Genomic DNA, 24143 nt, shown 5'->3' with positions numbered 1-24143 from the left:
CCCGTGGCCGGTAGCCTGGACCGGGTGTCCGGCCGCACCAAGCTGATCGTCGCGCTCGCCGTCGTCGCCCTCTTCGCGGCGGCCGCGGTCCTGCTGCCGATCCCCGGGCCCGCCGATCTCCGGGCCTGGGCCGCCGCCACCGGGCCCGCCACCCCGGTCGTGCTGCTCGTCGCGTACTCGCTGCTCACCGTCGCGCCGATCCCGCGCACCGTCTTCAACCTGGCCGCCGGCCTGCTGGTCGGCACCGCGGCCGGGATCACCATCGGCCTGGTCGCCACCACGATCGCGGCCGGCCTGTCCTTCGGCCTGGCCCGGCTGCTCGGTCGCGACCTCGTCACCCGGCACCTGCACCGGTCCGCCGTCCGGACGGTCAACGACCGGCTCTCCGACGGCGGCGTCCTCGCGATCACCTCGCTGCGGCTGATCCCGGTGGTGCCGTTCGCGCCGTTCAGCTACCTCTGCGGCGTGTCGTCCGTGCGGCTGGCCCCGTACCTGGCCGGTACGCTGCTCGGAAGCGTGCCCGGCACCGTCGCCGTGGTCGTCCTCGGCGACGCCCTGACCGGCGACACGCCGCCCGCGCTGCTCGCCTGTTACGGCGTGTTCGCGCTGGCCGGGGCGGTCGGGCTGGTCAGGGTCTTCCGGAAACGGGTCCCGGCGGCACCGGTGCCCGAGCCGGAGCCCGCCGGACCGGCTGGCTGACGCGAACTGCACGAGGCCGACCGCTACACTCGATCGGGTGCGCGAAGCGGAAACGCGCTGAGCAGGGACACCATCACCGGGATTTCGTCAGGAGCAGTCGCCATCGACACCGGTCAGCTGATCGCCGGGCACTATCGTCTCGTCGAGCACATTGGTAGCGGTGCCATGGGAGTCGTGTGGCGCGCGACCGACGTGCGCCTCGAGCGCGACGTCGCGATCAAGCAGATCCTCCCCCAGCCGGGCGTCTCCGAGACCGAACGCGACAACATGCGCCAGCGCGCGATGCGCGAGGCGAAGAACGCGGCCCGGTTCCAGCACCCGAACGCGATCGTCGTGTTCGACATCGCCGAGCACAACGGCGACCCGTGCCTGGTGATGGAGTACCTGAACGGGCCCAGCCTCTCCACGATCCTCGCCGAAGAGGGCACGCTCCCGCTCGGCCGGGTCGCCCGGATCGGCGAGCAGGTGGCCTCCGCACTGGTGGCCGCGCACCGCGCCGGGATCGTGCACCGCGACGTCAAGCCGGGCAACATCCTCATCGACGAGACCGGCACCGCGAAGATCACCGACTTCGGCATCTCGCGCGCGGCCGGCGACATGACGCTGACGGCCACCGGCCTGATCGGCGGCACCCCCGCCTACCTGGCGCCCGAGCTGGCGCGCGGCGCCGACCCGGTGCCCAGCTCCGACGTCTTCGCCCTGGGCGCGACGCTCTACCAGGCGATCGAGGGCACGACGCCCTACGGCAACACCACCAACCAGCTGGCGCTGCTCTACGCGGCGGCGAACGGCCAGATCAACCCGCCGGTGCAGGCGGGCGCGGCCACCGCGCTGCTGATGAGCCTGCTGCGCAGCGAGCCAGGCGAGCGGCCCAGCATGGCCGAGGCCCGCGAACGGCTCGCCGCGCTGGCCCGCACCGAGCCCGGCGGCATGTCGGCGTCGCCGCCACTGCTCTCGGGCACCTCGGGCCGCAAGCCCGCCGCGCCCGCCGAGAGCGGCGACCGCCCGCCGTGGCAGCGCACCGACCAGCCGGCGCCGTCGTCGCCACCGGTCGGCACGCCGGTGCCCGCGAGCAAGTCGCCGTCGAACCCGCCGCGCCCGACCGCGGCGTTCATGCCGATGCGGTCCCCGGCCGCGCCGCCGAACACCCCGCCCAGACCGATGCCCGCGGCCGCGCCGACGGCCAGGGCCCCGCAGTATTCGTCCACCCCCTCGAAGCCGGACACCAAGCGCAAGTACGCGCTGCTCGCCGGCGGCGGCGCCGCGGTCGTCGTGGTCGCGGTCATCGTGTTCCTGGTGCTGAACTCCGGCGGTGGCGGCGGGACCGGCGGCACCACGAACGCCCAGTCGCCGAACCAGCCCACCGTCGGGCAGTCGAGCCCGAAGACCAGCAGCTCGGACGACGCACCCGCGTCCGCAGTGCTGGGCAAGACCCCGTCCGAGGGCAAGATCACCGACTACGGCCAGGCCGGCCGGCTGCTCACGGACAGCTATTACCCCAATCCCGGCGCCGGCTGGAACCTGCTGACCCCTGCCGCGCAGGCGGTCTACGGCTCGCAGGCGGAGTACCAGGCCTACTGGGACGAGCAGAAGAAGAACATCCAGGGCTACCGCAAGGCCCAGGCGGACGGGGGCAGCGGGGCCGACGGCTCGCTGAACCTGACGATGGAGCTCAACGGCACTCGCCGCCCGTACCACATCGTCCTGATGAACGGTCAGCTGCTGATCGACAGCAACACCAGGCTCGACGCGAACCCCGCCACCGGTCTCTGAGACTTAACGCGCCGCTGGTGGGCTGACGGGCGCGGATGGCCTACCGTGGAAGCATGGCCGACGACGGAGCTTCGCTGCCGGGCCAGAATCCTCGCTTCCACGAGGACCTGGTCGGCCTGGACCCGTACGACCCGGAGGCGCGCGCGTTCGCCGAGCACCTCGACCGGATCGAGCGTTCCGGTCCCAACTACACCATCGAAGCCGCCCTCGACGGCGTGTCCGACTTCGCCGATTCCAGCAACCGCCTCGGTGGCCTGCGGTACTGGGTGTCGGCCCTGATCGTGGTCCTCATCGTGCTCGGCGTGATAGTCGCCGCATGGGACATCGTCGTGCACGCCCTGGCGTGGCTCGCGGCGTAACGTGGACCGGGTGAAAGGTATGAAACCCGTTGTCGGCGCCACCCCGCGCGTCGTGAAGTCCGAGCAGGAATGGCGGGCGGAGCTGGGCCCGGAGGAGTACGCGGTACTCCGCCAGGCCGGCACCGAACGGCCGTTCACCGGTGAGTACACCGACACCAAGACCACCGGCGTCTACGAGTGCCGCGCGTGCGGTGCCGAGCTGTTCCGCAGCGACACGAAGTTCGAGAGCCACTGCGGCTGGCCGTCGTTCTACGACCCCGCCGACTCCGACGCCGTGCTGCTGCGCGAGGACCGGACCATGGGCATGAAGCGCATCGAGGTGCTCTGCGGCTCCTGCCACAGCCACCTCGGGCACGTCTTCGAGGGTGAGGGCTACCCGACCCCGACCGACCAGCGCTACTGCATCAACTCGATTTCGCTGAAACTGGTACCCGAGTCCTAAATCCTCCTTAAGCGAGCAACCCACCGCCCTTCCTCGAACGTAGTCTCCGCACACGGACGAGGGAGGGCGGCGTCATGACCGACACCTGGGGCATTCCCGGACCGCTGTTCACGGGCCTCTACCTGGGCCTGCTGCTCCTGCCCGCGGCGTACGCCGCGGTGCGCACCCGGCAGCTGCTGCGCGGCCGCGCGGCGGGCGTGCCGGAAAAGGGCGAAGAGCTCGCACTGCTGACCGGCGGCCGCACGCGGGCCGGCGAATTCGTCGTCGCGCGCCTGCTGGAGCGTCAGACCATCCGGATGGACGGCACCGGCCGCGTGCACCGCGTCCGGGGCAGCGCGCCGGACGACCTGGGCCGGGCCGCGCTGGCGCGGATCGGCAAGACCGGCACCGCCGTCGACTCGGTGCGCCGCGAGGTGCGGCAGCACCCGGCGCTGGTCGACCTGGAGCACGGGCTGATCGCGCGCGGCCTGCTCGTCGACGTCCGGAAAGTGCGTCTCACCTGGGTGTCCACCGCCGTGGCGTACTGGGCGGTGGTCGTGCTCGGGGTGGTCCGGCTGATCGCCGGCAGTTCCACCGGGCACCCGGTCGGCTTCCTGCTGGGCCTGCTGGTGCTGGGCACGGTCGCGGCCGTCTTCGTCACGACCCGCGCCGCGAACACGCCCGAGGTGAAGGCCACCGCCGCCGGGCGGGCCGCGGCCCGCGAAGCCGAGCGCGCCGGCTCGCTGACCTCGGGCCCGGCGGGCGCGGTCGCGGCCGGCGGGTTCGGCAGCCACCCCGACAAGGACGTCCGGCTGGCCATCAGCCGCTCGACCGTGGTGGCGGACACCCGCGCCTCCATCCGCCGCAGCCGGTGGGCGGGGGCGGGCGGCGCCGCCGCCGTCGGCTACTACGGTGGCAGCTCCTGCGGCGGTGGCGGCGGCAGCTCCTGCGGCGGCGGGGGCGGCGGCTGTGGAGGTGGCGGCGGGGGCTGCGGCGGTTGAAACGCCGACGCGAGCACCTGCGTCTCACAGCTACGGTAACCGCACTTCACTGAGGGGAGACGGGCGATGAACGACCCGTGGGGCATCTCCGGACCGGATTTCGTGGTCCTCTACATCGCACTGCTCGGCGCGGTGCTGCTGATCCGGGTCATCGTGTCCGGGGTCTTCGCGAGCCGCGCGCTGCGGGCGGACACCGTGCAGCCCGGCCCGCCGCCGACCGTCTACCAGCTCGCGTTCCTCGCGGGCGGCCCCGACCGGGCCGTCGACGCGGCGATCGCGGCCCTGGTGGAGCGCGGCCAGCTGCGCGTCAACAGCTACAAGCAGATCAGCCAGGCCGGGACGAGGCCGGCCGAACCGCTGGAGCGGGCGGTCGCCGACGTCGCGCAGCTCAAGACGACCGCGACGATCCGGGCGCGCGTCCGCGGCTCCGCGGCGATGCGCGCCCTGGAAGAAGGCCTCGAGCAGCGGGGCCTGCTGGCGTCGGCGGCCGCGAAGCGGCAGGCCCGGACGATCGGGCTCGTCCTGCAGCTGGCGGTGCTGGTGCTCGGCGTGGTGCGGCTGGTCAACGGCATCTCGCTCGGCCGTCCGGTCGGGGTCCTGGTGTTCCTGGTGCTGATCGCGGCGGTGCTGACGATCGTGGCCGCGGTCCGGCGGTCGAAGACCGGCGCCCGGCAGCCGTCGGCCGCGGGACACCGCCTGCTCGGCCAGGCCCGCGCCGCGACGAGCGGGCCGGTGCCGGCCGGGATGCTGGCGGGCGGCGTGCTGCTCGGCGGCGCCGCGGCCGCGGTCGCCCTCGGCGGCTGGGCGATGTACCCGGACGAAGAACTGAGCGCGGCGCTGATGCCACCGTTCTACGGCGGCGGCGGTGCTTCGTCGGGCGGATCCTCGTGCAGCAGCGGGTCCTCGTGCTCCAGCTCGTCGTCCTGCAGCAGCGGCTCTTCCTGCGGTGGCGGCTCGTCGTGCGGCGGAGGTGGGTGCGGTGGGTGAGCTCGGCATCGGGATCGGCTGGCGGCACGAGCTGGACCTGTCCATCGCGCGCCTGCCCGGCGTCGACTGGGTGGAGGTGGTCGCCGAGAACCTGCACGCCGACCACCTCCCGGAAACCCTGGACGCGCTGCGCCAGCGGGGCATGCCGGTGCTGCCCCACGCCGTCTCGCTGTCGCTCGGCGGGGCGGAGCCGCTGGACACCGGGCGCGTCCAGCACCTCGCGGAGATCGCGCGGGCCCTGGACGCGCCCCTGGTCAGCGACCACGTCTGCTTCGTGCGCGCGGGCGGGCTGGACTCGGGCCACCTGATGCCGCTCCCCCGCACCCGCGAGGCCCTGGACGTGCTGGTGGCCAACGTCCGGCTCGCGCAGTCCATCGTGGACGTCCCGTTCGCGCTGGAGAACATCGCCGCGGTGCTGGACTGGCCGGACGCCGAGCTCACCGAGGAGCAGTTCCTCACCGAGCTGACCGAGCGGACGGACTGCCGGCTGATCATCGACGTCGCGAACCTCTACGCCAACGCCCGCAACATCGGCACCGACCCGGTGGCGTTCCTCGACGGCATCCCGTGGGAGCGGCTGGCGTACGTGCACATGGCGGGCGGCGTCGAGCGCGACGGCGTCTACCACGACACCCACGCCCACCCGGTGCTGCCGGAGGTCCTTTCGCTGCTCGCCGAGCTCCGCCGCCGGACGGACCCGCCGGGTGTGCTCCTCGAACGCGACGACGACTACCCGACCGACGACGAACTCGCCGCGGAGCTGGCGGCGCTGCGGGCGGCGGTGACGGTGTGAGCCGGGAACAGCTGGCGGCACGACAGGCGGAGCTGCTGCACGCGCTGCTGGCGGACGGCCCGGCACCGGCGGGCTTCGACGCTGCGCGGCTTCGCGTGGAGGCGAACGTGTTGCGCCGCAAGCACGGGCGGGTGCTGGCCTACCAGCGGCCCGAGCTGGCGGAGGCACTCGGGGACCGCTACGGGCCGCTGTTCGCGGAGTTCACCGCTTCGCGGCCGAAGCGGGACACCGAACGGTCGGGGGCGTACGCCGACGCTTTCGTGGAGTGGCTGATCGCGGGTGGGCACCTGCCGAAGCCGAGGCGGGGGTTGCGGGCCCGGCTCCGGCGCCGCTGAGGTTGCGCGGCCCCGGTGGCTTTCGCTGCGGCGGGGCCTCGGATGTCTTGAATGACTCATTCATGGCGTGGGACGAGGTGAATGAGTCATTCAGGACGTCGCTTGCCGCCCGCTTCCTGCCTCCGGCGCTGATCCTCAGGCCGCCTGCGCCACTGGTGCACAGGCTGGCTGTGTTGTGGACAGCCAAGTCCGGACCGGGCTTTCTGTCGGCCACCGCCGGTAAACTGGGTGCGGGGGCATCCCCCGGGGAAGGGCGGGCTGCGTCAGGGCTGCTGAGGCGGGAGCGGCCACGACAAAACCGGCTGCGCCAAGACCGGCCGCGCCAGGACGGGCCGCGGCAACCGGTCACGGCGCCGATCCGCCAGGGGTCGCCATGGCAGAGTCGGCCGCGCCTGCATCGGCCACGGCACACCGGTTGCGCCTGCGCTGGCCCCAGCAAGACCGGTCGTGCCTGCACCGGCCACGGCAAAACCAGCCGAGGCGGAGCCGGCCAGGGACCGAGCGAGCCCAGTCAGGGGGTCCAGGTCGGTTTGTCGACTCCCGGGAGCCGGGTGCCGAAGTCCCAGTGTGGCTGCGCTCCCGGCAACCCGCCCGCCATCCGGACCCGAGTCAGGCGGCCGTAGCCGCTGTCCGTCTCCTCCAGCAGGTCGCTGAAATCACCAGGAGCCGCAGCAGGATCCTTGCGTCCCAAGGAATCCAGCCACCGGCCGGTTCCCGCCAGGGAAAGCCGGGCCCGCCAGGTGCCGCCGTCGGTGACCTGGCGGCGCAACGCCGTCATCACCGCCGCCGCGGCGAGCCAGCCCGTTCCGTGGTCCAGGGCCTGCAGCGGCAGCGGCGAAGGCGGGTCACCCCAGGCCATGCCGTTCGACATCTGCACCAGGCTGTCGAACCCGCGCCGCCGCGCCCACGGGCCTGCCCAGCCGTACGCGCTCAGGTCCGCGATCACCAGGCCCGGCCGCAGCTCGGCCAGCTCCTCCGGCCCGAAGCCGATGCGGGCCAGCGCTCCCGGGCGGAACGACTGCACCAGCACGTCCGCCCGGCTGATCAGCTTCTTGAGCCGCGCGCGGCCGCCCTCGGTGTCCAGTGCGACGAACGCCGACCGCTTGCCCTGACCGGTGTCCCGCACCAGAGCCTCGACGCGCGGCAGGTGCGCCGCGCCGACGTGCAGGACGTCGGCGCCGTGCGCGGCCAGCACCCGCCCGGCCACCGGGCCGGCGAGCACGTGCGTCAGCTCCAGGATCCGGATGCCGCCCAGCGGACGGTCCGAGTAGAACAACGTCCGTTTCGGCGCTTCGCCGATCGGCGCCAGGTCCACGAGCGGCAGCGAAGCCACCGCTTCGCCCTGCAGGTGCGCGGCCCACTCCTCGGGTGAACGCAGCTGGGCCGCCGCTCCCCCGGCGGAAACGACGGCGTGCTCCACTTCGCGCGCACCGCGCCCGGCGACGGCTTTGGTCACCGCGTCCCGGCTGCCGGGGACGCCGAGTCCCCAGCACACCGCGGCTTCGTGGCGCGGGTAGTTGCAGTGCAGGCGGACCCAGCCGTCCGTCGTGCGGTAGTTGCCCGACAGCGGCGCCCAGACCGACTCGGCGCCGGCGCCGTCGACCCGCAGCAGCTGCTCACTGTGGAACGCCGCCGCCGCGTGCCGCGTGTCCGCCGTGACGACGCCGGGCTCGATCCCGCGCAGCTTCAGCATTTCCCCGGCGGCCAGGGTCGCGGCGGCGATCGTCGCGCGCGCAGCGGCCGCCACCCGGTACGGGCCGGGCAGCACGTCTTCGGCGCCGGTCAGCTCGACCGGTCCCGGCGCTTCCCCGGTGAGGGTGCGCCAGACGCCGTCCAGGATTTCGGGCGCAGCGACAGCGGGCATCAGGGCAGAGTCGCGACGAGCTCGGCGGGCGGCACGCGCGTGCCGGTGTAGAACGGGATCTCTTCGCGTACGTGCAGCCGCGCCTCGGTGCCGCGCAGGTGGCGCATCAGGTCGACGATCCGGTGCAGCTCGTCGGCCTCGAAGGCGAGGATCCACTCGTAGTCGCCCAGCGCGAACGAAGCGACGGTGTTGGCGCGCACGTCCGGGTAGTCGCGGGCTTCCTTGCCGTGGTCGGCGAGCATCTTGCGGCGGTCGGCGTCAGGCAGCAGGTACCACTCGTAGGAGCGGACGAACGGGTAGACGCAGATGAACTTGCGGGCCTCTTCGCCGGCGAGGAAGGCCGGGATGTGGCTCTTGTTGAACTCGGCGGGCCGGTGCAGCGCGGTCTGGCTCCAGACCGGGGTCGACGCGCGGCCGAGCGGGGTCCGGCGGAAGCCGGAGTAGGCCGCCTGGACCTGCTCGATCTCCTCGGCGTGCCACCAGATCATGTAGTCGGCGTCGGCACGCAGGGCCGAGAGGTCGTAGACACCCCGGACGACGACGCCCTTGGCCTCCAGGCCGTCGAGGTACTCGGTCGTCTCCCGGCCGGCGGCCCCGCGGTCCTCGCCCAGCCTGCCGGGCTCGATCCGGAAGACCGACCAGGTGGTGTAGCGGATGGTGTCGTTGAGCTCGCTGTAGTTGACCCGCGCCATGGTTCCATCCTGTCACCGCGGCGCCCCGGCCGCTGCCACGGGTCAGGTGAGCGCCCTCACGCGGAAAGGTGCGCGGCGATCCGCTGCGCGGCGGCCTCGGCCGTCGCGACGCAAGCCGGCAACCCCACGCCGTGCAGTGTCGCCCCCGCCACGGCGAGCCCCGGCACCCCGGCGACCGCCTTCTCGATCCGCTCCACGCGCTCGAGGTGGCCCGTGCCGTACTGCGGCAGCCCGCCGCCCCAGCGCGTCACCAGCGTCTCGACCGGCGCCGCCGTCACGCCCGTCAGCCGCGCCAGGTCGTCGCGGACCACGCGGACCAGCTCGACGTCGTCGGCCCGCAACGCGCCCAGCTCGCCGAATCGCCCGACCGAGCCGCGGACCAGCACCGGGCCGGAGCCGAGGTGCGCCCACTTCCGCGAAGAGAACGTGAACGCCTTCGCCGCGTACGGCACGCCCGAAGCATCCCGTTCGCCCTGGCCGATGAGGATCCCCGAAGCGTCGGGCAGCTGCGTGCCGGGCGGGAGCGCGAGCGCGACGACGGCCATCGACGCCAGCTCGACCTCGCCGAACGCCGCCGAAGCCGCGGGCACCAGGTCGGCCAGCAGCCGCCGGGCCGACGGCGCGGGCACCGCGAGCACCACCGCGTCGGCCTCGACCAGGTTGTCCGCGGGCGCGTGCGCGGTGGGGTTCGCGCCGATGCGCAGCTGCCAGCCGGCGCCGTGCCGTTCGATGTCGCAGACCGGCAGCCCGGTCCGCAGCTCGGCACCGGACCGCTCGGTGAGCCGGTCGACCAGCGTGCCCAGGCCGCCGGGGACGGTGCCGAACACCGGCGCCGTCGACGGGTTCTCCGGCAGCTGCGCCTTGGCCGCCGCCGTCAGCGAACCGGCGCCCGCGGCCACCGCCGCGGCCAGGCCGGGCATGGTCGCGCGCAGGCCCAGACCGTCGGCGCCACCCGCGTAGACACCACCGAGCAGCGGGTCGACCAGCCGGTCGACCAGCTCGTCGCCGAACCGCTCGCGCAGCAGCGGCCCGAGCGCCACGTCACCGCCCGGCAGCCGCAGCGGGGGCAGCGACGGCTCGGCCTCGACGGCCCGCCGCCCCGCCTCCGACAGCACCCCGGCCACCGACTCCGCCGACGCCGGGACGCCCATGACGGTGCCCGGCGGCAGGCCGGTCACGCTGCCACCGGCGTGGATCTTCGCGCGCGCCTTTGTTGGGTGGACGACGTCGAGCCCCAGCTCGCGGGCCAGCCCCAGCATCTCGGGACGGCGGACGAGGAAGGCTTCCGCGCCGACGTCGTAGGGGACGCCGGCCAGCTCGGCCGTGCGCAGCTTCCCGCCCGGCGTCTTCGTCTTCTCGAACACGACGATCTCGGTGCTTTCGCCGAGCAGCCGCCGCAGCCGGTACGCCGCGGTCAGCCCGGAAACGCCCCCGCCGACGACCGCGACGCGCTTCACAGCTCGTGCACCAGCCCGGCCACGCGGGTCAGCACGTCGGGGTCGACGCCCGGCAGCACGCCGTGGCCGAGGTTGAAGATGTGGCCGTCGGCCGCCTTGCCCTCTTCGACGATCCGGCGCACCTCGGCTTCGAGCACCGGCCAGGACGCGTGCAGCAGCGCCGGGTCGAGGTTGCCCTGCACGACGGCGTGCCCGCCGAGGCGCCGCACGGCCTCGTCCAGCGGGATCCGCCAGTCGACGCCGACGACGTCCGCGCCCGCGTCGCGCATCGCGGCGAGGAGCTCGCCGGTGCCGACGCCGAAGTGGATCCGCGGCACGCCGTACGCGGCGACGCCGTCGAGGACCTTCGCCGAGTGCGGCAGCACGAACTCGCGGTAGTCCCGCTCGGACAGCGCGCCCGCCCAGGAGTCGAACAGCTGGATCGCGTCGACGCCGGCGTCGAGCTGCGCGCGCAGGAACGTCAGCGCGGTGTCGGCCAGGCGGCCGGCCAGCTCGTGCCAGAGCGCCGGCTCCGAGTACATGAGTGCCTTGGTGTGCTCGTGGTTGCGGCTCGGCCCGCCCTCGATGAGGTAGCTGGCCAGCGTGAACGGCGCGCCGGCGAACCCGATCAGCGGCGTCCCGCCGAGCCGCTCGACCAGCAGCCCGACGCCCTCGGCGACCTTCGAGACCTGGTCGGGGGCCAGCTCCGGCAGCGCTTTCACCGCGGCGAGGTCGCGCACCGGCGCCTCGACCACCGGGCCGGTGCCGGGGACGATGTCGATGTCGACCCCCGCGGCCTTGAGCGGCACGACGATGTCGCTGAACAGGATGGCCGCGTCGACACCGTGCCGGCGAACCGGCTGCAGCGTGATCTCGGCGAGCATCTCGGGGTCGAAACAGGCGTCGAGCATCGGCACGCCCTCGCGCAACGCGCGGTACTCGGGCAGCGAGCGACCGGCCTGGCGCATGAACCAGACAGGGGTGCGCGCCGGGCGTTCGCCGCGCGCGGCGGCCAGGAACGGGGCTTCGGGCAGCTCGCGGCGGCCGGACGGGGCGGCTTGCTGCGGCAGGGGCGTGGTCGGAGACATCGCCGTCAATCGTGCCACGAGCTGGGGACGGTGGTTCCATCGGCGCGCCTGCGCCCGCAACGGGCCGTGCCCGCCCTAAAGTCGAAGCGTGACCGCCATGACGCCAGTGCCCGAACTCTTCCGCGAAGCAGTTGTGGCGCTGCAGTCCGTCCGGCCCCGCCGGGAGGTGCTGCTGGAGCCGATGCGGCCGCCGCAGCGGCTCGCGCCGTGGTCGTACGCGGTCAGCTGCGAGGTCTCCGGGCCCGCGGACGTGCTGGCCTCGGGCCGCCTGGTCCTGCTGCACGACCCGGAGGGCCAGGAAGGCTGGGACGGCGTGCTGCGGCTGGTCATGTACGTGCGCGCGGAGCTGGACCGGGAGCTGGCGACCGATCCGTTCCTGCCGGCGGTCGGGTGGTCGTGGCTGACGGACGCGCTGGAGGTGTCCGGCGCGAGCTGGACGGCCCTGGGCGGCACGGTGACGGAGACGTCGTCGGCCCGCTTCGGCGACATCTCCGGTCCGGCGCGGACCGACGATCTGGAGCTGCGGGCGTCGTGGACGCCGACGGACGCCGGGCTGCTGCCGCACGGGCAGGCGTTCTGCCAGGTCATGGCCAGCGTCGTGGGCCTGCCGCCGGTCGGCGTGACGCTCTTCGGGCAGCGCCAGAGCTCCTGACCCGGGCCGGCCGGGGACAGTCCGAACGACGTGAATGACTCATTCATGTCGCCGGACGAGGTGAATGAGTCATTCACGACATCGCGGCGGTGCGCGCGGCCCGGCTCTGCGGCCGTCCGGGCGATCGTCGGCAACGGATCGGTAACGGCCCCGCTCTCCCAGTCGTCCCCGCACCACTCGCTTGTACTGATGTGAGCAAATTTCACGTCCGCTGAACGGCGTCCAAACCAACGGGAACCCCCGGTCGGCCCCCTCGGTGCGCCACCGGCGACTGGAACGGCCCCGGCCCCAGGGCAAGACCCCGGCCGGCCGCTCCGGTGTTCCTGAGGCCGTTTCACGTCTTCGCCGGTGCCCCCGTTCGTGACACATCGCGGTCACGCACCGCAACAAGATCAACTTGCGGCCGACGGCCCGGAGATCGCCCGCGATGACCACGGACAGTCACCGTTCCGACCTTTCGCAGGGCCCGCGGAAGCCGCTCCGCGAAGTTGATCATGCCCCGGCCGGAGGCACATTCCGGCCCTCCGGAGCCCCCATCCGGACCCCTGCGACTACGCGCACCGGCAGCTGCACACTCCATCTGCACGGCCATTTGGGCGCCGGTAACTTCTTTGCATCGTGTTCGCTGGGCTATCCGTTAGCAACCGGCCGTGTACTAGCCCGATCGTGTTACTACGAACCCACTGAGTGACTGTTCGTTTGAGATAGATACCCATTCGATCCCCCCGCAACGGCCTCTGGGCGGCTACAGTGCCTTCGACGACACCACTTTCGGTCTAAAGCTGGCGCGGCTGAACGGCCGAAGGTCCCGGTGCCGGTCGGGGGGCACGACCGACTCCAGGGAGGTAGTGACGTGGCTACCGTCGGCATTTCTCAGGCCGTCCGATCCACGCCAGCCGGCGCGTTGCCGGCGAGCATGGTTCCGCACCCGCGGGAAGAGCTTTTTTCGGTACTGGTGGTCGACGACCACCCGCTGTTGAGGGAGGCAATCGCAGCAAGACTCGCACAGATGGGTGCGGGAACCGTCCACGAAGCCGCCACGGTGGCCGAGGCGAGGGCGCGAGCACAGGCCACTGGGCCTTGTGACCTGGCGATCCTCGATCTCGGGCTGCCGGACGGCAGCGGCATCGAGCTGGTTACGGAACTCCGTAGCCACGGCTGGCCGCGCGTGGTCGTACTCGCATCCTCGGACGACCCGTACGCGGTCCGCTCGGCCTTCCAGGCCGGGGCCCAGGCGTACCTGCTGAAGTCCGCGTCACCGGTCGTCGTGACCGATGGCGTGCGGCGCGTGCTCGAAGGCGGCGTCTACGCCGACCCGAGCGTGGCTCCGGTGCTGGCCACCGGGACCCGCGTCGCGGGCACCGACAACACCCCCCGCGAGCTGTCCGCTCGTGAGGTGGAGGTGCTCCAGCTGGTCGCCGACGGGCAGTCCAACAAGGAGATCGGCGAGGAGCTTTCGCTCTCCGCTCTCACCGTCAAGTCCCACCTGTCCCGGATCGGGCGCAAGCTCGGCACGGGCGACCGGGCTCAGATGGTTGCGCTGGCCATGCGGGCCGGCGTCATCCGCTGACGCAGACGAACCTCCCTGCGGGGCGGGCGGACCAGGCGCGGTACGCCCGTCCCGTAGGGTCGTCAGCTATGGGAAGTGCAGAGGCCGAGGACACCGGGATGGAGATCGAGTCCACGGGCGGCCCTGTGCTGCTACGCGAGCCCGCCGAGGGCACACCCCCGGTGGTCGCCGACCGGTCCGCGCTGGCCGAGGCCTGCGCGCGGCTCGCCGCGGGCACCGGCGCCGTCGCCGTCGACACCGAACGCGCGTCCGGCTACCGGTACTGGCCCAAGGCCTACCTCGTCCAGCTGCGGCGCGAGGGTTCCGGCACGGTCCTGATCGACCCGACCGAGCTGGACGACCTCACGCCGCTGCGGAACGTCCTCAACTCCCTGGAGTGGGTGCTGCACGCCGCCTCCCAGGACCTCCCCTGCCTCGCCGAGCTGGACCTGCGTCCGGCGGCGCTGTTCGACACCGAGCTGGCCGGCCGCCTGGCGGGCTACGAGCGTGTCGCGCTGGGGACGCTCGTCGAGCTGCTGCTCGGCTACACCCTCGAGAAGGGGCACAGCGCGGCCGACTGGTCGAAGCGGCCCCTGCCCGTCGACTGGCTGAACTACGCCGCCCTCGACGTCGAGCTGCTCATCCAGCTGCGCGAAAAGCTGGAGGCGGAGCTGGGCGCCCAGGGCAAGCTGGAGTGGGCGCAGCAGGAGTTCGAAGCCGTCCGCACGGCGCCGCCGCCCGCCCCGCGGGCCGAGCCGTGGCGCCGGACGTCCGGGGTGCACAAGATCCGCAACCCGCGCGGCCTGGCGGCGGTCCGGGAGCTGTGGCAGGCGCGTGACGAGCTGGCCCGCAAACGCGACCGCGCGCCGAGCCGGATCCTGCCGGACAGCGCGATCATCAACGCGGTGACGGCCGATCCCAAGACCGTCGAGGAGCTCCAGGCGCTGCCGGTGTTCAGCGGCCGGGTCCAGCGCAAGTACACCGCGAGCTGGCTCCGGCACCTGCAGGCGGCTCGCGCGCTCCCCGCTTCCGCACTGCCGTCGCCGTCGCAGCCGACGGACGGCCCGCCCCCGGTGAACCGCTGGGCGGACAAGGACCCGGACGCGGCGGCCCGGTTGTCGGCGGCGCGCACGGCGCTGGCGGCGATCGCGGAGGACCGGCGGCTGCCGGTGGAGAACCTGCTGCTGCCGGACCTGGTGCGCCGCACGTGCTGGCGTCCCCCGGCGGAGACGGACGAAGAGTCGGTTGCGGAGGTGCTCCGCGCGGGCGGGGCGCGGCCGTGGCAGGTGGGGTTGACCGCCACGGCGTTGAGCAAGGCCCTCCAGGCAACGGCTTCCTGACGCCGAGAACGGACCCGGCCCCCTGGGGATGCCGGGCTGGTCTGCCGCGGCTAGGTCGTGAGTGAGAAACAGTGTTCTAACCCTGTTTCTCACTCACGACCAGTGGTGGAGCGTGCCTTGTCAGGCGTGTCGGGGGCGCCGACGAAAAGCCGGGCAAAGCCGCAGCTCGAGCCGGCTGTCCGCATCACGGCCCGCTTGTGGATCGCCGGCCGCGCCCCTCAGTCGGTGAGCGTCGCCAGCAGGGTGTGCGCCTCGGCGCGCAGTTCCTCCGTCGGCTCCGGCAGGCCCACCAGCCTGACGACGCCGTCCGCGCCTTCGCGGACGTGGGCCTCGACATCCAATGCGGGATCGTCGCGGCGGATGACCGCGATGCTCTCCACCAGGCCGAACACCAGGTCCGCGCGGATCGCCACCGCTTCCGGTGCGACGCCCGCCGCCGCCACCAGGCGGCCGTACGCCGCCTTCAGGTCCGCGCGCTCGGCGCGGAAGCGGGCCAGGTTCGCCGAGCCGACCTCCGGCAGCAGGTACAGCGCGCCCAGGTTGTGGCGCGCGCCGCCGAGGAGGCGGATGTCCGCGTACGCCAGCGCCCACAGCCGGACCGCGGCCGGCGCCTCGCCCGCGGCGAGCCGGGCCGCCAAGGCCAGCGACGGGCGGACCGTCTCGGCCAGCAGCGCCGCGAGGATGTCTTCCTTGGCCGGGAAGTGGTAGTAGAGCGACGCCTGGCGCAGTCCCGCGCGTTCGGCGATGGCCCGCGTCGTCGTCGCCGCGTAGCCGGCTCCGGTGAACAACTCGCCCGCCGCGTCGAGCACGGCCTGGCGCGCGTCCGGCCGGTTCGCCGCCGCGCCGCTCGCCCTGGGCCTGCCGACCCCCGCCCCTTTGACCACGCCGGTGATCTTGCCAGGTCCGAGGCCCGGACACCCGCACCGACGTGGAGTTACCCCCGGATGTCGCCATTGACGGTCCGTCGGCTCGGTCGTTAACGAGGCCCTAACGCGCCGGAGACCATCCCGTCGTGCCCGGGACCTAATTTCTGTCATGCGATCGAAACTAGGTCAGGAGCGCGCATGTCCCCACCCGACGAACTCGCCGCCTTCGGTTACCGCCAGGAGCTCCGCCGGTCGCTGGGCGGGTTTTCCGCCTTCGCCGCCGGCTTCTCGTTCGTCTCGATCCTCACGACCGTCTTCCAGCTCTTCGGCTTCGGCTACACCTTCGGCGGCCCGCTCTTCTTCTGGACGTGGCCGGTGGTCCTCGGCGGCCAGCTGCTCGTCGCGCTCGTGTTCGCCGAGCTCGCCGCGCGCTTCCCGCTCGCCGGATCCGTTTACCAGTGGGCGAAACAGCTCACCAAGGGCTTCCTCGGCTGGCTCGCCGGCTGGATGATGCTGCTCGGCTGCGTCGTCGCGCTCGCCGCCGCGGCGATCGCGCTGCAGGTCGTGCTGCCGTCGGTGTGGGACGGCTTCCAGCTCGTCGGCGGCGACCCCGCGGTGACGTCGCCGTCCGGTGCGGCCAACGCCGTGCTGCTCGGCACCCTGCTGCTCGTCTTCACCACCGCGGTCAACGCCGGCGGCGTGCGGCTGATGGCGCGGATCAACGACGTCGGCGTCGCGGCCGAGCTGCTCGGCGTCGTGGTGCTGGTGACCGGCCTCGGCCTGTTCGCCGTCCGCGGGCCGCAGGTGGTGCTGCACGACACCGCCGGAACGGGCGCCGGGATCGGCGGCGTGCTCGCTTCGGCGCTCATGGCAGCGTACGTCCTCTACGGCTTCGACACCGCCGCGTCGGTCGCTGAGGAGACGAAGAACGCCCGGCGGGCGGCTCCGCGCGCGGTGCTGCGCGCGGTGCTGGTGTCCGGGATCGGCGGGCTGGCCGTCGTGATCACGGCGCTGATGGCCGCGCCGAGCCTGACCGACGGGCAGCTCGCCGGTCACGGCCTGCCGTACGTGATCACCGCCGTCTTCGGCGACCCCCTCGGCCGGGTCTTCCTCGCCGACGTCGCGGTCGCCGTGGTCGTCTGCACGCTGACGATCCAGACCGGCACCGTCCGGCTGGTCTACGCGATGGCCCGCGACGGCGCGCTCCCCGCGTCCACCCGACTTTCGTCGGTGAGTTCGCGCACGGGCACCCCGGTCGCGCCCGCCCTGGTGTCCGGCGGGCTCGCGATCGGGCTGCTGCTGCTCAACTTCGGCAACCCGACGCTGTTCAGCACGATCACCGGGACGTCGGTGGTGGTCGTCTACCTGGCGTACCTGCTGGTCACCGGACCCTTGCTGGTGAACCGGCTGCGCGGGCGCTTCCCCGCCGAGCCCGGGCTGTTCTCCCTCGGCCGCTGGGGTGTCCCGGTGAACGGGGCAGCCGTCCTCTACGGCATCGCCATGATCGTGAACATCGCCTGGCCGCGCCCGGAGATCTACGACGTGACCGGTTCGGGCGCCCCCTGGATGCTCTTGTTCCCGATAGAGTTCGTCGGCGGCGCACTGGTGATCGGCTGGCTCTGCCGGCCGCGCCCGCGTCGCGCTCCCGCCCTCGAACCCGTGCTTGAGAGAGGACGTCCATGAGCACCACCGCCACCCCCCACGGCGCCCGCGACCACGCCCGCGCCCAGGCCGGCACCGTGGTCGAAACGATGCCGTCGATCCCGGCGAGCACGTGGCCGGCACCGCCGCCCGAAGTCGCGCCCGAGGCGCTGACCTGGGCCGAGACGGTGGCCGGGGGCGGGTACACGCACAAGGTGCTCGCCCGGGGCACGCGGCTGCGGCTGACCGACGTCGACGGCGACGCCTGCGCGCACCTGCTGCTGTTCAACGCCGACCAGCCCTGGGAGCGGCTGAACGTCGCGGACACGGTGAAGGTGCAGTGGAACGCCTACCTCGGCCCGAGGGTGGCGCTGCTGTCGGACCAGGCCCGGGTGCTCGCGACGATCGTCGCGGACTCGAGCGGGCGGCACGACGCCCTGTGCGGGACGTCCACTGTGGACGGCAACACCGAGCGCTACGGCGACGGCGCCCCGCAGGGCCCCTCCCCCGCCGGGCTGCCGCTGTTCACCCTGGCGGCGGCCAAGAACGGCCTCGGGCCGCGGGACCTGCCGCCGAGCCTGTCGTTCTTCCAGGGCGTCCGGGTCCAGCCCGAAGGCGGCCTGGACTTCACCGGGTCGGCGGGCGCGGGCCGGGCCGTCGAGCTCCGGATCGAAATCCCGGCGATCGTGCTCATCGCCAACGTGGCGCACCCGGTCGACCCGCGGCCGGACTACACCGTGACGAACCTCGAAGTGCTCGCCTGGCGCGACCGTCCGTCCACTCCGGACAGTCCGGAGTGGACGCACTCGCCGGAGGCGCAGCGGGCCTTCGAGAACACCACCGACTACCTGACCGCCCGGGGGATCGCATGAGCACCGCGTACCAGTCCCAGCTGGAGCTGACGTACGACGTCGCCGCGCGCGCCCCGTTCTCGACGGTGCTGCGGCGCGGGCACGAGCTGGCGATCATCGACCTGGGCGGCAACCAGGCCGTCGACTTCCTCTGCTACGACGCCAACGACACCGCGAAGCGCTACAGCGCGGCGGCGACCATCGCCGCGCAGCGGAACATCTTCCTCACCACCGGCAGCGTCCTGCGCACCCAGGAAGGCGCGCCGCTGCTGACCGTCGTCGCCGACACGTGCGGGCGCCACGACACGCTCGGCGGCGCGTGCAGCAAGGAGTCCAACAGCCTCCGCTACGGCCAGCACACCCGGTTCCAGCACGCCTGCGTCGAGAACTTCCTCAGCGAGGGCGCGAAGTGGGGGCTGGGCAAGCGCGACCTGGTCAGCAACGTCAACTGGTACATGAACGTGCCGGTCGAAGAAGACGGCACCCTCGGCATCGTCGACGGGATCTCCGCGCCGGGCCTCGAAGTCCGGCTGCGCGCCGAGACCGACGTCCTCGTGCTCGTGTCGAACTGCCCGCAGATCAACAACCCCTGCAACGGGTTCGACCCGACGCCGGTGCGCATGGTCGTGACGTCCTCCGGAGGCGGCGAGTGAGGCTGCTCGTCGCCAACCGCGGGGAAATCGCCGTCCGGATCCTGCGCACGGCGAAGGAACTGGGCCTGGAGACCGTCGCGGTGTACTCCGACGCCGACCGCCTCGCCCCGCACGTGCGGCTCGCCGACCGGGCCGTGCGGCTCGGCCCGGCGCCCGCCGCGGAGAGCTACCTGCGGGCCGGCGCGATCGTCGCCGCCGCGCTCGACACCAGCTGCGACGCGGTCCACCCCGGCTACGGGTTCCTGTCCGAGGACGCGGCGTTCGCGCGGGCCTGCGAGGACGCCGGGCTCGCGTTCGCCGGGCCGTCGCCCGAGCACCTGGAGGTGTTCGGCAGCAAGCACACCGCGCGCGAGGCGGCGGTCGCCGCGGGCGTGCCGCTGCTGCCCGGCACCGGGCTGCTGTCCGATGTCGGCGAGGCGGTGGCGCACGCCGCGGAAATCGGTTACCCGGTGATGCTCAAGGCGACCGGGGGCGGCGGCGGGATCGGGATGCGCGCGTGCGCCACGCCCGAGGAGCTGCACGAAGCGTGGGAGACCGTGCAGAGCATCGCGGCCAAGAGCTTCGCGAACTCCGGGGTGTTCCTGGAACGGCTGGTGCGCCGCGCCCGGCACGTCGAGGTCCAGGTGTTCGGCGACGGCCTCGGCGAGGTCCTGGCGCTGGGCACCCGCGACTGCTCCCTGCAGCGGCGCAACCAGAAGGTCGTCGAGGAGTGCCCGGCGCCGGACCTGCCCGACGCCGTCCGGAAGCAGCTGGTCGACTCCGCCGTCGCGCTCTGCTCGTCGGTGCGCTACCGCTCGGCGGGCACGGTCGAGTACGTCTACGACCCCGAACGCGAGGAGGCGGCGTTCCTCGAGGTCAACACGCGGCTGCAGGTGGAGCACCCGGTCACCGAGGCCGTGTACGGCGTCGACCTGGTCGCCTGGATGCTCCGGCTCGCGCAGGGCGACCGCGCGATGTTCCGCGCGGTGCCGGTCGCGCGCGGGCACGCCGTCGAAGCGCGGGTGTACGCCGAGGACCCGAGCGCCGGGCACCGGCCGAGCGCGGGCCTCGTCACGCGGGTGGCGCTGCCCCCGGACACGCGCGTGGACACCTGGGTGGAACCGGGCACGACCGTCACCACCCACTACGACCCGTTGCTGGCCAAGGTGATCTGCACCGGCGCCGACCGCACCGAAGCCCTGGGCCACCTGCGGGAAGCGCTCGCCGAGACCCGGATCGACGGCGTCCGCACCAACCTCGGGCAGCTGCGGGCGGCGGCCGCCGACCCGGCGTTCGACGCCGTCGCGCACGACACGTCCACCTTGGACGGCATCGAGGACGGCGAACCCCGGATCGACGTCGTGCGCGGCGGGACGATGACGACCGTGCAGGACTGGCCGGGCCGCACCGGCTTCTGGCACGTCGGGGTCCCGCCGAGCGGGCCGATGGACGACGTCTCCCTGCGGCTGGGCAACCTCGCCATCGGCAACCCCGAGGGCGCACCCGGCCTGGAGTGCACTGTGGACGGCGTCACGCTGCGGTTCTCCCAGCCCACCCGGGTGTGCGTCACCGGCGCGCCGACCACGGTGCTCGTCGACGGCGCCGAGGTTCCCCTGTGGACCCCGGTCGAGGTGCCCGCGGGGGCCACGCTCGACGTCCGGGCGTGCACGGCCGGGCTGCGCAGCTACGTGCTGGTCCGCGGCGGCGTCGACGTCCCGGCGTTCCTCGGCAGCGCGGCGACGTTCACCCTGGGCCGGTTCGGCGGCCACGGCGGCCGCGCGCTGGCCGCGGGCGACGTCCTGCGGACCGGGCCGGCCCCCGCGGACGCGGTCGCCGGGCCGGTCCCGGCCGCCGACCGCCCGGACTTCGCGTCGCACTGGACCATCGGAGCACTCGAAGGTCCGCACGCCGCGCCGGAGTTCTTCACCCCCGAAGACGTCGACACCTTCTACGCCACCGACTGGCAGGTGCACTTCAACTCCGCCCGCACCGGCGTCCGGCTCGTCGGGCCGCGGCCGAACTGGACCCGCGCGGACGGTGGCGAGGCGGGCCTGCACCCGTCGAACATCCACGACACGCCGTACGCGATCGGCGCCGTCGACTACACCGGCGACCTGCCGATCCTGCTCGGCCCGGACGGGCCCAGCCTGGGCGGGTTCGTCTGCCCGGCGACGGTCGCCACCGGCGAGCGCTGGAAGCTCGGGCAGCTGCGCCCGGGCGACACCGTGCGGTTCGTGCCGATCGACCCCGACCACGCGGCGGGGCTGCGGCAGCGGCCGGCCACCGCGGTGACGTCCACCAGGCGGGCCCGCCACGACGACGGCGTGCTGGCGCGGCAGTCCGCCTCGGCCGACGAGCCGTCCGTCACCTACCGCCGCAGCGGCGACGACAACCTGCTCGTCGAGTACGGCGAGATGACGCTCGACCTGGCGCTGCGGATGCGGGTGCACGCGCTCGGGGAACGGCTGGCGGCCGAAGGCGTGCCGGGGATCGTCGACCTGACCCCGGGCATCCGGTCGCTGCAGGTGCACGTCGACCCGGACGCGCTGCCCGTCGGCAAGGCGCTCGGCCTGGTGCGCGAGCTGGAACGCGACCTGCCGCCGACGCACGCCCTCGAGGTGCCGAGCCGCAGCGTCCGGCTGCCGCTGTCGTGGGACGACCCGGCGACGCGCGAGGCGATCGAGCGGTACATGACCGGCGTGCGCGACGACGCGCCGTGGTGCCCGTGGAACATCGAGTTCATCCGGCGCGTCAACGGCTTGTCCACTGTGGACGACGTCTACCGGACGGTGTTCGGCGCGGAGTACCTGGTGCTCGGCCTCGGCGACGTCTACCTGGGCGCGCCGGTGGCGACGCCGCTGGACCCGCGCCACCGGCTGGTGACGACGAAGTACAACCCGGCCCGGACGTGGACCGCGGAGAACTCCGTCGGCATCGGCGGCGCGTACCTCTGCATCTACGGCATGGAAGGGCCGGGCGGCTACCAGTTCGTCGGGCGGACCGTGCAGGTGTGGAACAGCTGGCGCGGCGGGGACCGGCCGTGGGCGCTGCGGTTCTTCGACCGGATCTCCTGGTACCCCGTGTCCGCGGACGAGCTGCTGGAGCTGCGGGCGCAGAGCTCGTCCGGACAGCTGGCGCTGGACACCACCGACGGTTCGTTCAAGCTGGCCGAATACCAGAAGTTCCTGGCGGACAACGCGGACAGCATCGCCGGGTTCCGGGCGACGCAGGCGGCGGCGTTCGAAGCGGAACGGCGGGCGTGGGCCGCGGCGGGCGAGTTCGACCCGAAGCCGGAACCGGTGACGCGGCCACCGCAGCGGGTCGAGGCGCCGCCGGGCGGGCACGTCGTCGAGGCGCCGTTCGCGGCGACGGTGTGGCGGGTGGACGTCGCGGCGGGCGAACGCGTCGAGGACGCGCAGTCGCTGGTGACCCTGGAAGCGATGAAGACGGAGGCGCGGATCCCCGCGCCGGCCGGCGGTGAGGTGGTGGAAGTGCTCGTGTCCCCCGGTGACCAGGTCGCCCCCGGAACCCCGCTGGTGGTGCTGGGATGACCGCCGTGCTCGAGCGGGTGCGGGCCGCCTACCGGCGCATCGAGCAGGTCGACCGGCCCGAGATCTGGATCGGCCTCCGGCCGGAGGCCGAGGTGCTGGCCGAGGCAGCCGCGCTGGCCGAACGCGGGTTGCCCCTCTACGGCAAGCTCGTCGCCGTCAAGGGCAACATCGACGTCGCGGGGCTGCCGACCACCGCGGGCTGCCCGGCGTATGCGTACCAGCCCGAGGCCGACGCGCCGGTCGTTGCGCGGCTGCGGGCCGCCGGGGCGCTGGTGCTCGGCACGACCAACCTCGACCAGTTCGCGACCGGGCTGGTCGGGACGCGCAGCCCGTACGGCGCGGTGCGCAACGCCGTCGACCCGGCGTACGTGTCGGGCGGGTCGAGTTCGGGCTCGGCGGTCGCCGTCGCGCTCGGGATCGCGGATCTGGCACTGGGCACCGACACCGCGGGCTCCGGCCGGGTGCCCGCGGCGTACAACGGGATCGTCGGGCTCAAGCCGACGCCCGGGCTGCTGCCGACCGAGGGCGTCGTCCCCGCGTGCGCGAGCATCGACTGCGTGTCGCTGTTCGCGCGGACGGTCGAGGAGGCCTCGTTCGCGCTGACCTGCCTGGCCGAACCCGCGCAGGTCCACCCGGGACGGTTCCGGATCGGCGTGCCCGACCGCCTGGGCCCCCTGGAAGCGGGCTGGGCGGAGGCGTTCGAGGCCGCCGTCGAGGAGTACGCGGCGGCCGGCGCCGAAGTGACCACAGTAGACATATCGGCTTTCCTGGAGGCGGCGCGGCTGCTGTACGGCGGCGCGTTCGTCGCCGAGCGGTACACCGCCGTCGGCGAGTTCCTGGAGGCGCACCCGGACGCCGTGGACCCCGTGGTGCACGGCATCATCACCGGCGCCCGGGACGTCCGGGCGCACCAGCTGTTCGCCGACCGGCGGGCCCTGGCCGGGCTGCGCGCCGAGGCCCTTTCGGTGCTGACCGGCGTCGACGCGCTCCTCACCCCGACGACGACCGAGCACCCCACGATCGCCGCGGTCGCCGCGGACCCGGTCGCGGTCAACGCGCGCCTGGGCCGGTTCACCAACTCCACCAACCTGTTCGGGCTCCCGGCGCTGGCGGTCCCGGCGGGCACGGTGGCCGGGCGCCCGTTCGGCGTGATGCTGGTCGGCGCCCCGCACGACGACCTGAAGCTGGCCGCGCTCGCCGGGTTGCGCGCCGAGCGCGTCCCGCTCGTGGTCGTCGGTGCTCACCTGCGGGGGCAGCCGCTGAACCACGAGCTGACGTCCCGGGGCGGGCGGTTCGTCTCGGCGGTTTCCACGGCGGCGTCCTACCGGTTGTACGCGCTGGACACGGTGCCGCCGAAGCCGGGGTTGGTGCGGGTCGTGTCCGACGGCGTCGCGATCGCGGCGGAGGTGTGGGAGCTGCCGGTGAAGGGCTTCGGGGAGTTCGTCTCCCGGGTTCCCGCGCCGCTGACGATCGGCAAGGTCGAGCTGGCCGACGGTTCCTCGGTGCCGGGCTTCCTGTGCGAGCCGTCGGCGACGGAAGGCGCGGCGGACATCTCGGCGAAGGGCGGCTGGCTGGCGTACCTGGGGTAAATCGGATGCGTGCCCCCGGATACT

General features: G+C 73.4%; 21 protein-coding genes. 16 read left to right on the top strand and 5 right to left on the bottom strand.

Annotated elements, in window-relative coordinates:
• Positions 1 to 24 precede the first annotated feature (24 nt).
• From QRX60_RS27065 to QRX60_RS27030, 8 genes are all read left to right on the top strand, one after another.
• Positions 25 to 699, top strand: a complete 675-nt coding sequence (locus QRX60_RS27065) for a TVP38/TMEM64 family protein (protein ID WP_285994245.1) — start codon at positions 25 to 27, stop codon at positions 697 to 699.
• A 117-nt stretch (positions 700 to 816) separates the two neighbouring features.
• Entirely contained in the window at positions 817 to 2472 is a 1656-nt protein-coding gene (locus QRX60_RS27060) for a serine/threonine-protein kinase (protein WP_286003705.1), read from the top strand.
• 53 nt (positions 2473 to 2525) lie between these two features.
• Positions 2526 to 2831, top strand: a complete 306-nt coding sequence (locus QRX60_RS27055) for an aminotransferase class IV (protein ID WP_285994244.1) — start codon at positions 2526 to 2528, stop codon at positions 2829 to 2831.
• 19 nt (positions 2832 to 2850) lie between these two features.
• Positions 2851 to 3273 carry a peptide-methionine (R)-S-oxide reductase MsrB gene (gene msrB, locus QRX60_RS27050; protein WP_285994243.1) on the top strand — a complete coding sequence of 141 codons (423 nt, stop codon included), beginning with the start codon at positions 2851 to 2853 and terminating at the stop codon, positions 3271 to 3273.
• 74 nt (positions 3274 to 3347) lie between these two features.
• Positions 3348 to 4253 (top strand): TIGR04222 domain-containing membrane protein, encoded by a 906-nt coding sequence (locus QRX60_RS27045; RefSeq protein WP_285994242.1) that lies wholly within the window; start codon positions 3348 to 3350, stop codon positions 4251 to 4253.
• Between the two features lie 66 nt (positions 4254 to 4319).
• The gene (locus QRX60_RS27040; protein WP_285994241.1) at positions 4320 to 5240 is read left to right on the top strand and encodes a TIGR04222 domain-containing membrane protein; all 921 of its coding nucleotides are present in this window, start codon (positions 4320 to 4322) and stop codon (positions 5238 to 5240) included.
• Entirely contained in the window at positions 5233 to 6033 is an 801-nt protein-coding gene (locus QRX60_RS27035; RefSeq protein WP_285994240.1) for a DUF692 domain-containing protein, read from the top strand. The genes QRX60_RS27040 and QRX60_RS27035 overlap by 8 nt, the downstream gene beginning before the upstream one ends.
• Positions 6030 to 6368, top strand: a complete 339-nt coding sequence (locus tag QRX60_RS27030) for a hypothetical protein (protein WP_285994239.1) — start codon at positions 6030 to 6032, stop codon at positions 6366 to 6368. The genes QRX60_RS27035 and QRX60_RS27030 overlap by 4 nt, the downstream gene beginning before the upstream one ends.
• Before the next feature lie 511 nt (positions 6369 to 6879).
• On the opposite strand, the gene QRX60_RS27025 is transcribed toward QRX60_RS27030, so the two are convergent.
• Genes QRX60_RS27025 through hemE form a run of 4 tightly spaced genes read right to left on the bottom strand, consistent with a single transcriptional unit; the run spans position 6880 to position 11448 of the window.
• On the bottom strand, positions 6880 to 8232 hold the full coding sequence (locus QRX60_RS27025) for a CoA transferase (RefSeq protein ID WP_285994238.1): 1353 nt from the start codon (positions 8230 to 8232) through the stop codon (positions 6880 to 6882).
• Entirely contained in the window at positions 8232 to 8924 is a 693-nt protein-coding gene (hemQ, locus tag QRX60_RS27020; protein WP_285994237.1) for a hydrogen peroxide-dependent heme synthase, read from the bottom strand. Before hemQ ends, QRX60_RS27025 begins: the two co-directional genes overlap by 1 nt.
• 56 nt (positions 8925 to 8980) lie before the next feature.
• Positions 8981 to 10381, bottom strand: coding sequence for a protoporphyrinogen oxidase (gene hemG, locus QRX60_RS27015; RefSeq protein WP_285994236.1), 1401 nt, complete (start codon positions 10379 to 10381; stop codon positions 8981 to 8983).
• Positions 10378 to 11448, bottom strand: a complete 1071-nt coding sequence (gene hemE / locus QRX60_RS27010) for a uroporphyrinogen decarboxylase (RefSeq protein ID WP_285994235.1) — start codon at positions 11446 to 11448, stop codon at positions 10378 to 10380. Before hemE ends, hemG begins: the two co-directional genes overlap by 4 nt.
• Before the next feature lie 88 nt (positions 11449 to 11536).
• Here hemE and QRX60_RS27005 point away from each other — a divergent pair, with 88 nt between their 5' ends.
• The 3 genes from QRX60_RS27005 to QRX60_RS26995 all read left to right on the top strand — a co-directional run bounded on the left by QRX60_RS27005 (position 11537) and on the right by QRX60_RS26995 (position 14989).
• On the top strand, positions 11537 to 12100 hold the full coding sequence (locus tag QRX60_RS27005; RefSeq protein WP_285994234.1) for a DUF3000 domain-containing protein: 564 nt from the start codon (positions 11537 to 11539) through the stop codon (positions 12098 to 12100).
• Positions 12101 to 12953: 853 nt separating this feature from the next.
• Entirely contained in the window at positions 12954 to 13670 is a 717-nt protein-coding gene (locus tag QRX60_RS27000) for a response regulator (RefSeq protein ID WP_033261886.1), read from the top strand.
• Positions 13671 to 13768: 98 nt separating this feature from the next.
• A complete protein-coding gene (locus QRX60_RS26995; RefSeq protein ID WP_408630280.1) occupies positions 13769 to 14989 on the top strand; it encodes an HRDC domain-containing protein in 1221 nt (406 codons plus the stop codon).
• A gap of 218 nt (positions 14990 to 15207) precedes the next feature.
• Here the strand turns inward: QRX60_RS26995 and QRX60_RS26990 are convergent, their stop codons facing one another.
• Positions 15208 to 15873, bottom strand: a complete 666-nt coding sequence (locus QRX60_RS26990) for a TetR/AcrR family transcriptional regulator (protein WP_285994232.1) — start codon at positions 15871 to 15873, stop codon at positions 15208 to 15210.
• A 180-nt stretch (positions 15874 to 16053) separates the two neighbouring features.
• Here QRX60_RS26990 and QRX60_RS26985 point away from each other — a divergent pair, with 180 nt between their 5' ends.
• Genes QRX60_RS26985 through QRX60_RS26965 form a run of 5 tightly spaced genes read left to right on the top strand, consistent with a single transcriptional unit; the run spans position 16054 to position 24119 of the window.
• Positions 16054 to 17538, top strand: a complete 1485-nt coding sequence (locus tag QRX60_RS26985; RefSeq protein ID WP_285994231.1) for an amino acid permease — start codon at positions 16054 to 16056, stop codon at positions 17536 to 17538.
• The gene (locus tag QRX60_RS26980) at positions 17535 to 18368 is read left to right on the top strand and encodes an urea amidolyase associated protein UAAP1 (protein WP_285994230.1); all 834 of its coding nucleotides are present in this window, start codon (positions 17535 to 17537) and stop codon (positions 18366 to 18368) included. Before QRX60_RS26985 ends, QRX60_RS26980 begins: the two co-directional genes overlap by 4 nt.
• Positions 18365 to 19000 (top strand): urea amidolyase associated protein UAAP2, encoded by a 636-nt coding sequence (locus QRX60_RS26975; protein WP_285994229.1) that lies wholly within the window; start codon positions 18365 to 18367, stop codon positions 18998 to 19000. Before QRX60_RS26980 ends, QRX60_RS26975 begins: the two co-directional genes overlap by 4 nt.
• The gene (uca, locus tag QRX60_RS26970; RefSeq protein ID WP_285994228.1) at positions 18997 to 22530 is read left to right on the top strand and encodes an urea carboxylase; all 3534 of its coding nucleotides are present in this window, start codon (positions 18997 to 18999) and stop codon (positions 22528 to 22530) included. The genes QRX60_RS26975 and uca overlap by 4 nt, the downstream gene beginning before the upstream one ends.
• Positions 22527 to 24119 carry an allophanate hydrolase gene (locus QRX60_RS26965; RefSeq protein ID WP_285994227.1) on the top strand — a complete coding sequence of 531 codons (1593 nt, stop codon included), beginning with the start codon at positions 22527 to 22529 and terminating at the stop codon, positions 24117 to 24119. The genes uca and QRX60_RS26965 overlap by 4 nt, the downstream gene beginning before the upstream one ends.
• Positions 24120 to 24143: the final 24 nt, after the last annotated feature.

Source organism: Amycolatopsis mongoliensis, from assembly GCF_030285665.1.
GTDB lineage: Bacteria > Actinomycetota > Actinomycetes > Mycobacteriales > Pseudonocardiaceae > Amycolatopsis > Amycolatopsis mongoliensis.
This window is presented reverse-complemented; position numbering and strand designations above follow the sequence as displayed.

Excerpts from the sequence above, each read along its gene's own strand:
- QRX60_RS27055 (WP_285994244.1), top strand. The coding sequence starts at position 2,526 with ATGGCCGACGACGGAGCTTCGCTGCCGGGCCAGAATCCTCGCTTCCAC.
- msrB (WP_285994243.1), top strand. The coding sequence starts at position 2,851 with ATGAAACCCGTTGTCGGCGCCACCCCGCGCGTCGTGAAGTCCGAGCAG.
- QRX60_RS27045 (WP_285994242.1), top strand. The coding sequence starts at position 3,348 with ATGACCGACACCTGGGGCATTCCCGGACCGCTGTTCACGGGCCTCTAC.
- QRX60_RS27040 (WP_285994241.1), top strand. The coding sequence starts at position 4,320 with ATGAACGACCCGTGGGGCATCTCCGGACCGGATTTCGTGGTCCTCTAC.
- QRX60_RS27025 (WP_285994238.1), bottom strand. The coding sequence starts at position 8,232 with ATGCCCGCTGTCGCTGCGCCCGAAATCCTGGACGGCGTCTGGCGCACC.
- hemQ (WP_285994237.1), bottom strand. The coding sequence starts at position 8,924 with ATGGCGCGGGTCAACTACAGCGAGCTCAACGACACCATCCGCTACACC.
- hemE (WP_285994235.1), bottom strand. The coding sequence starts at position 11,448 with ATGTCTCCGACCACGCCCCTGCCGCAGCAAGCCGCCCCGTCCGGCCGC.
- QRX60_RS26995 (WP_408630280.1), top strand. The coding sequence starts at position 13,769 with ATGGAGATCGAGTCCACGGGCGGCCCTGTGCTGCTACGCGAGCCCGCC.
- QRX60_RS26985 (WP_285994231.1), top strand. The coding sequence starts at position 16,054 with ATGTCCCCACCCGACGAACTCGCCGCCTTCGGTTACCGCCAGGAGCTC.
- QRX60_RS26980 (WP_285994230.1), top strand. The coding sequence starts at position 17,535 with ATGAGCACCACCGCCACCCCCCACGGCGCCCGCGACCACGCCCGCGCC.
- QRX60_RS26975 (WP_285994229.1), top strand. The coding sequence starts at position 18,365 with ATGAGCACCGCGTACCAGTCCCAGCTGGAGCTGACGTACGACGTCGCC.
- QRX60_RS26965 (WP_285994227.1), top strand. The coding sequence starts at position 22,527 with ATGACCGCCGTGCTCGAGCGGGTGCGGGCCGCCTACCGGCGCATCGAG.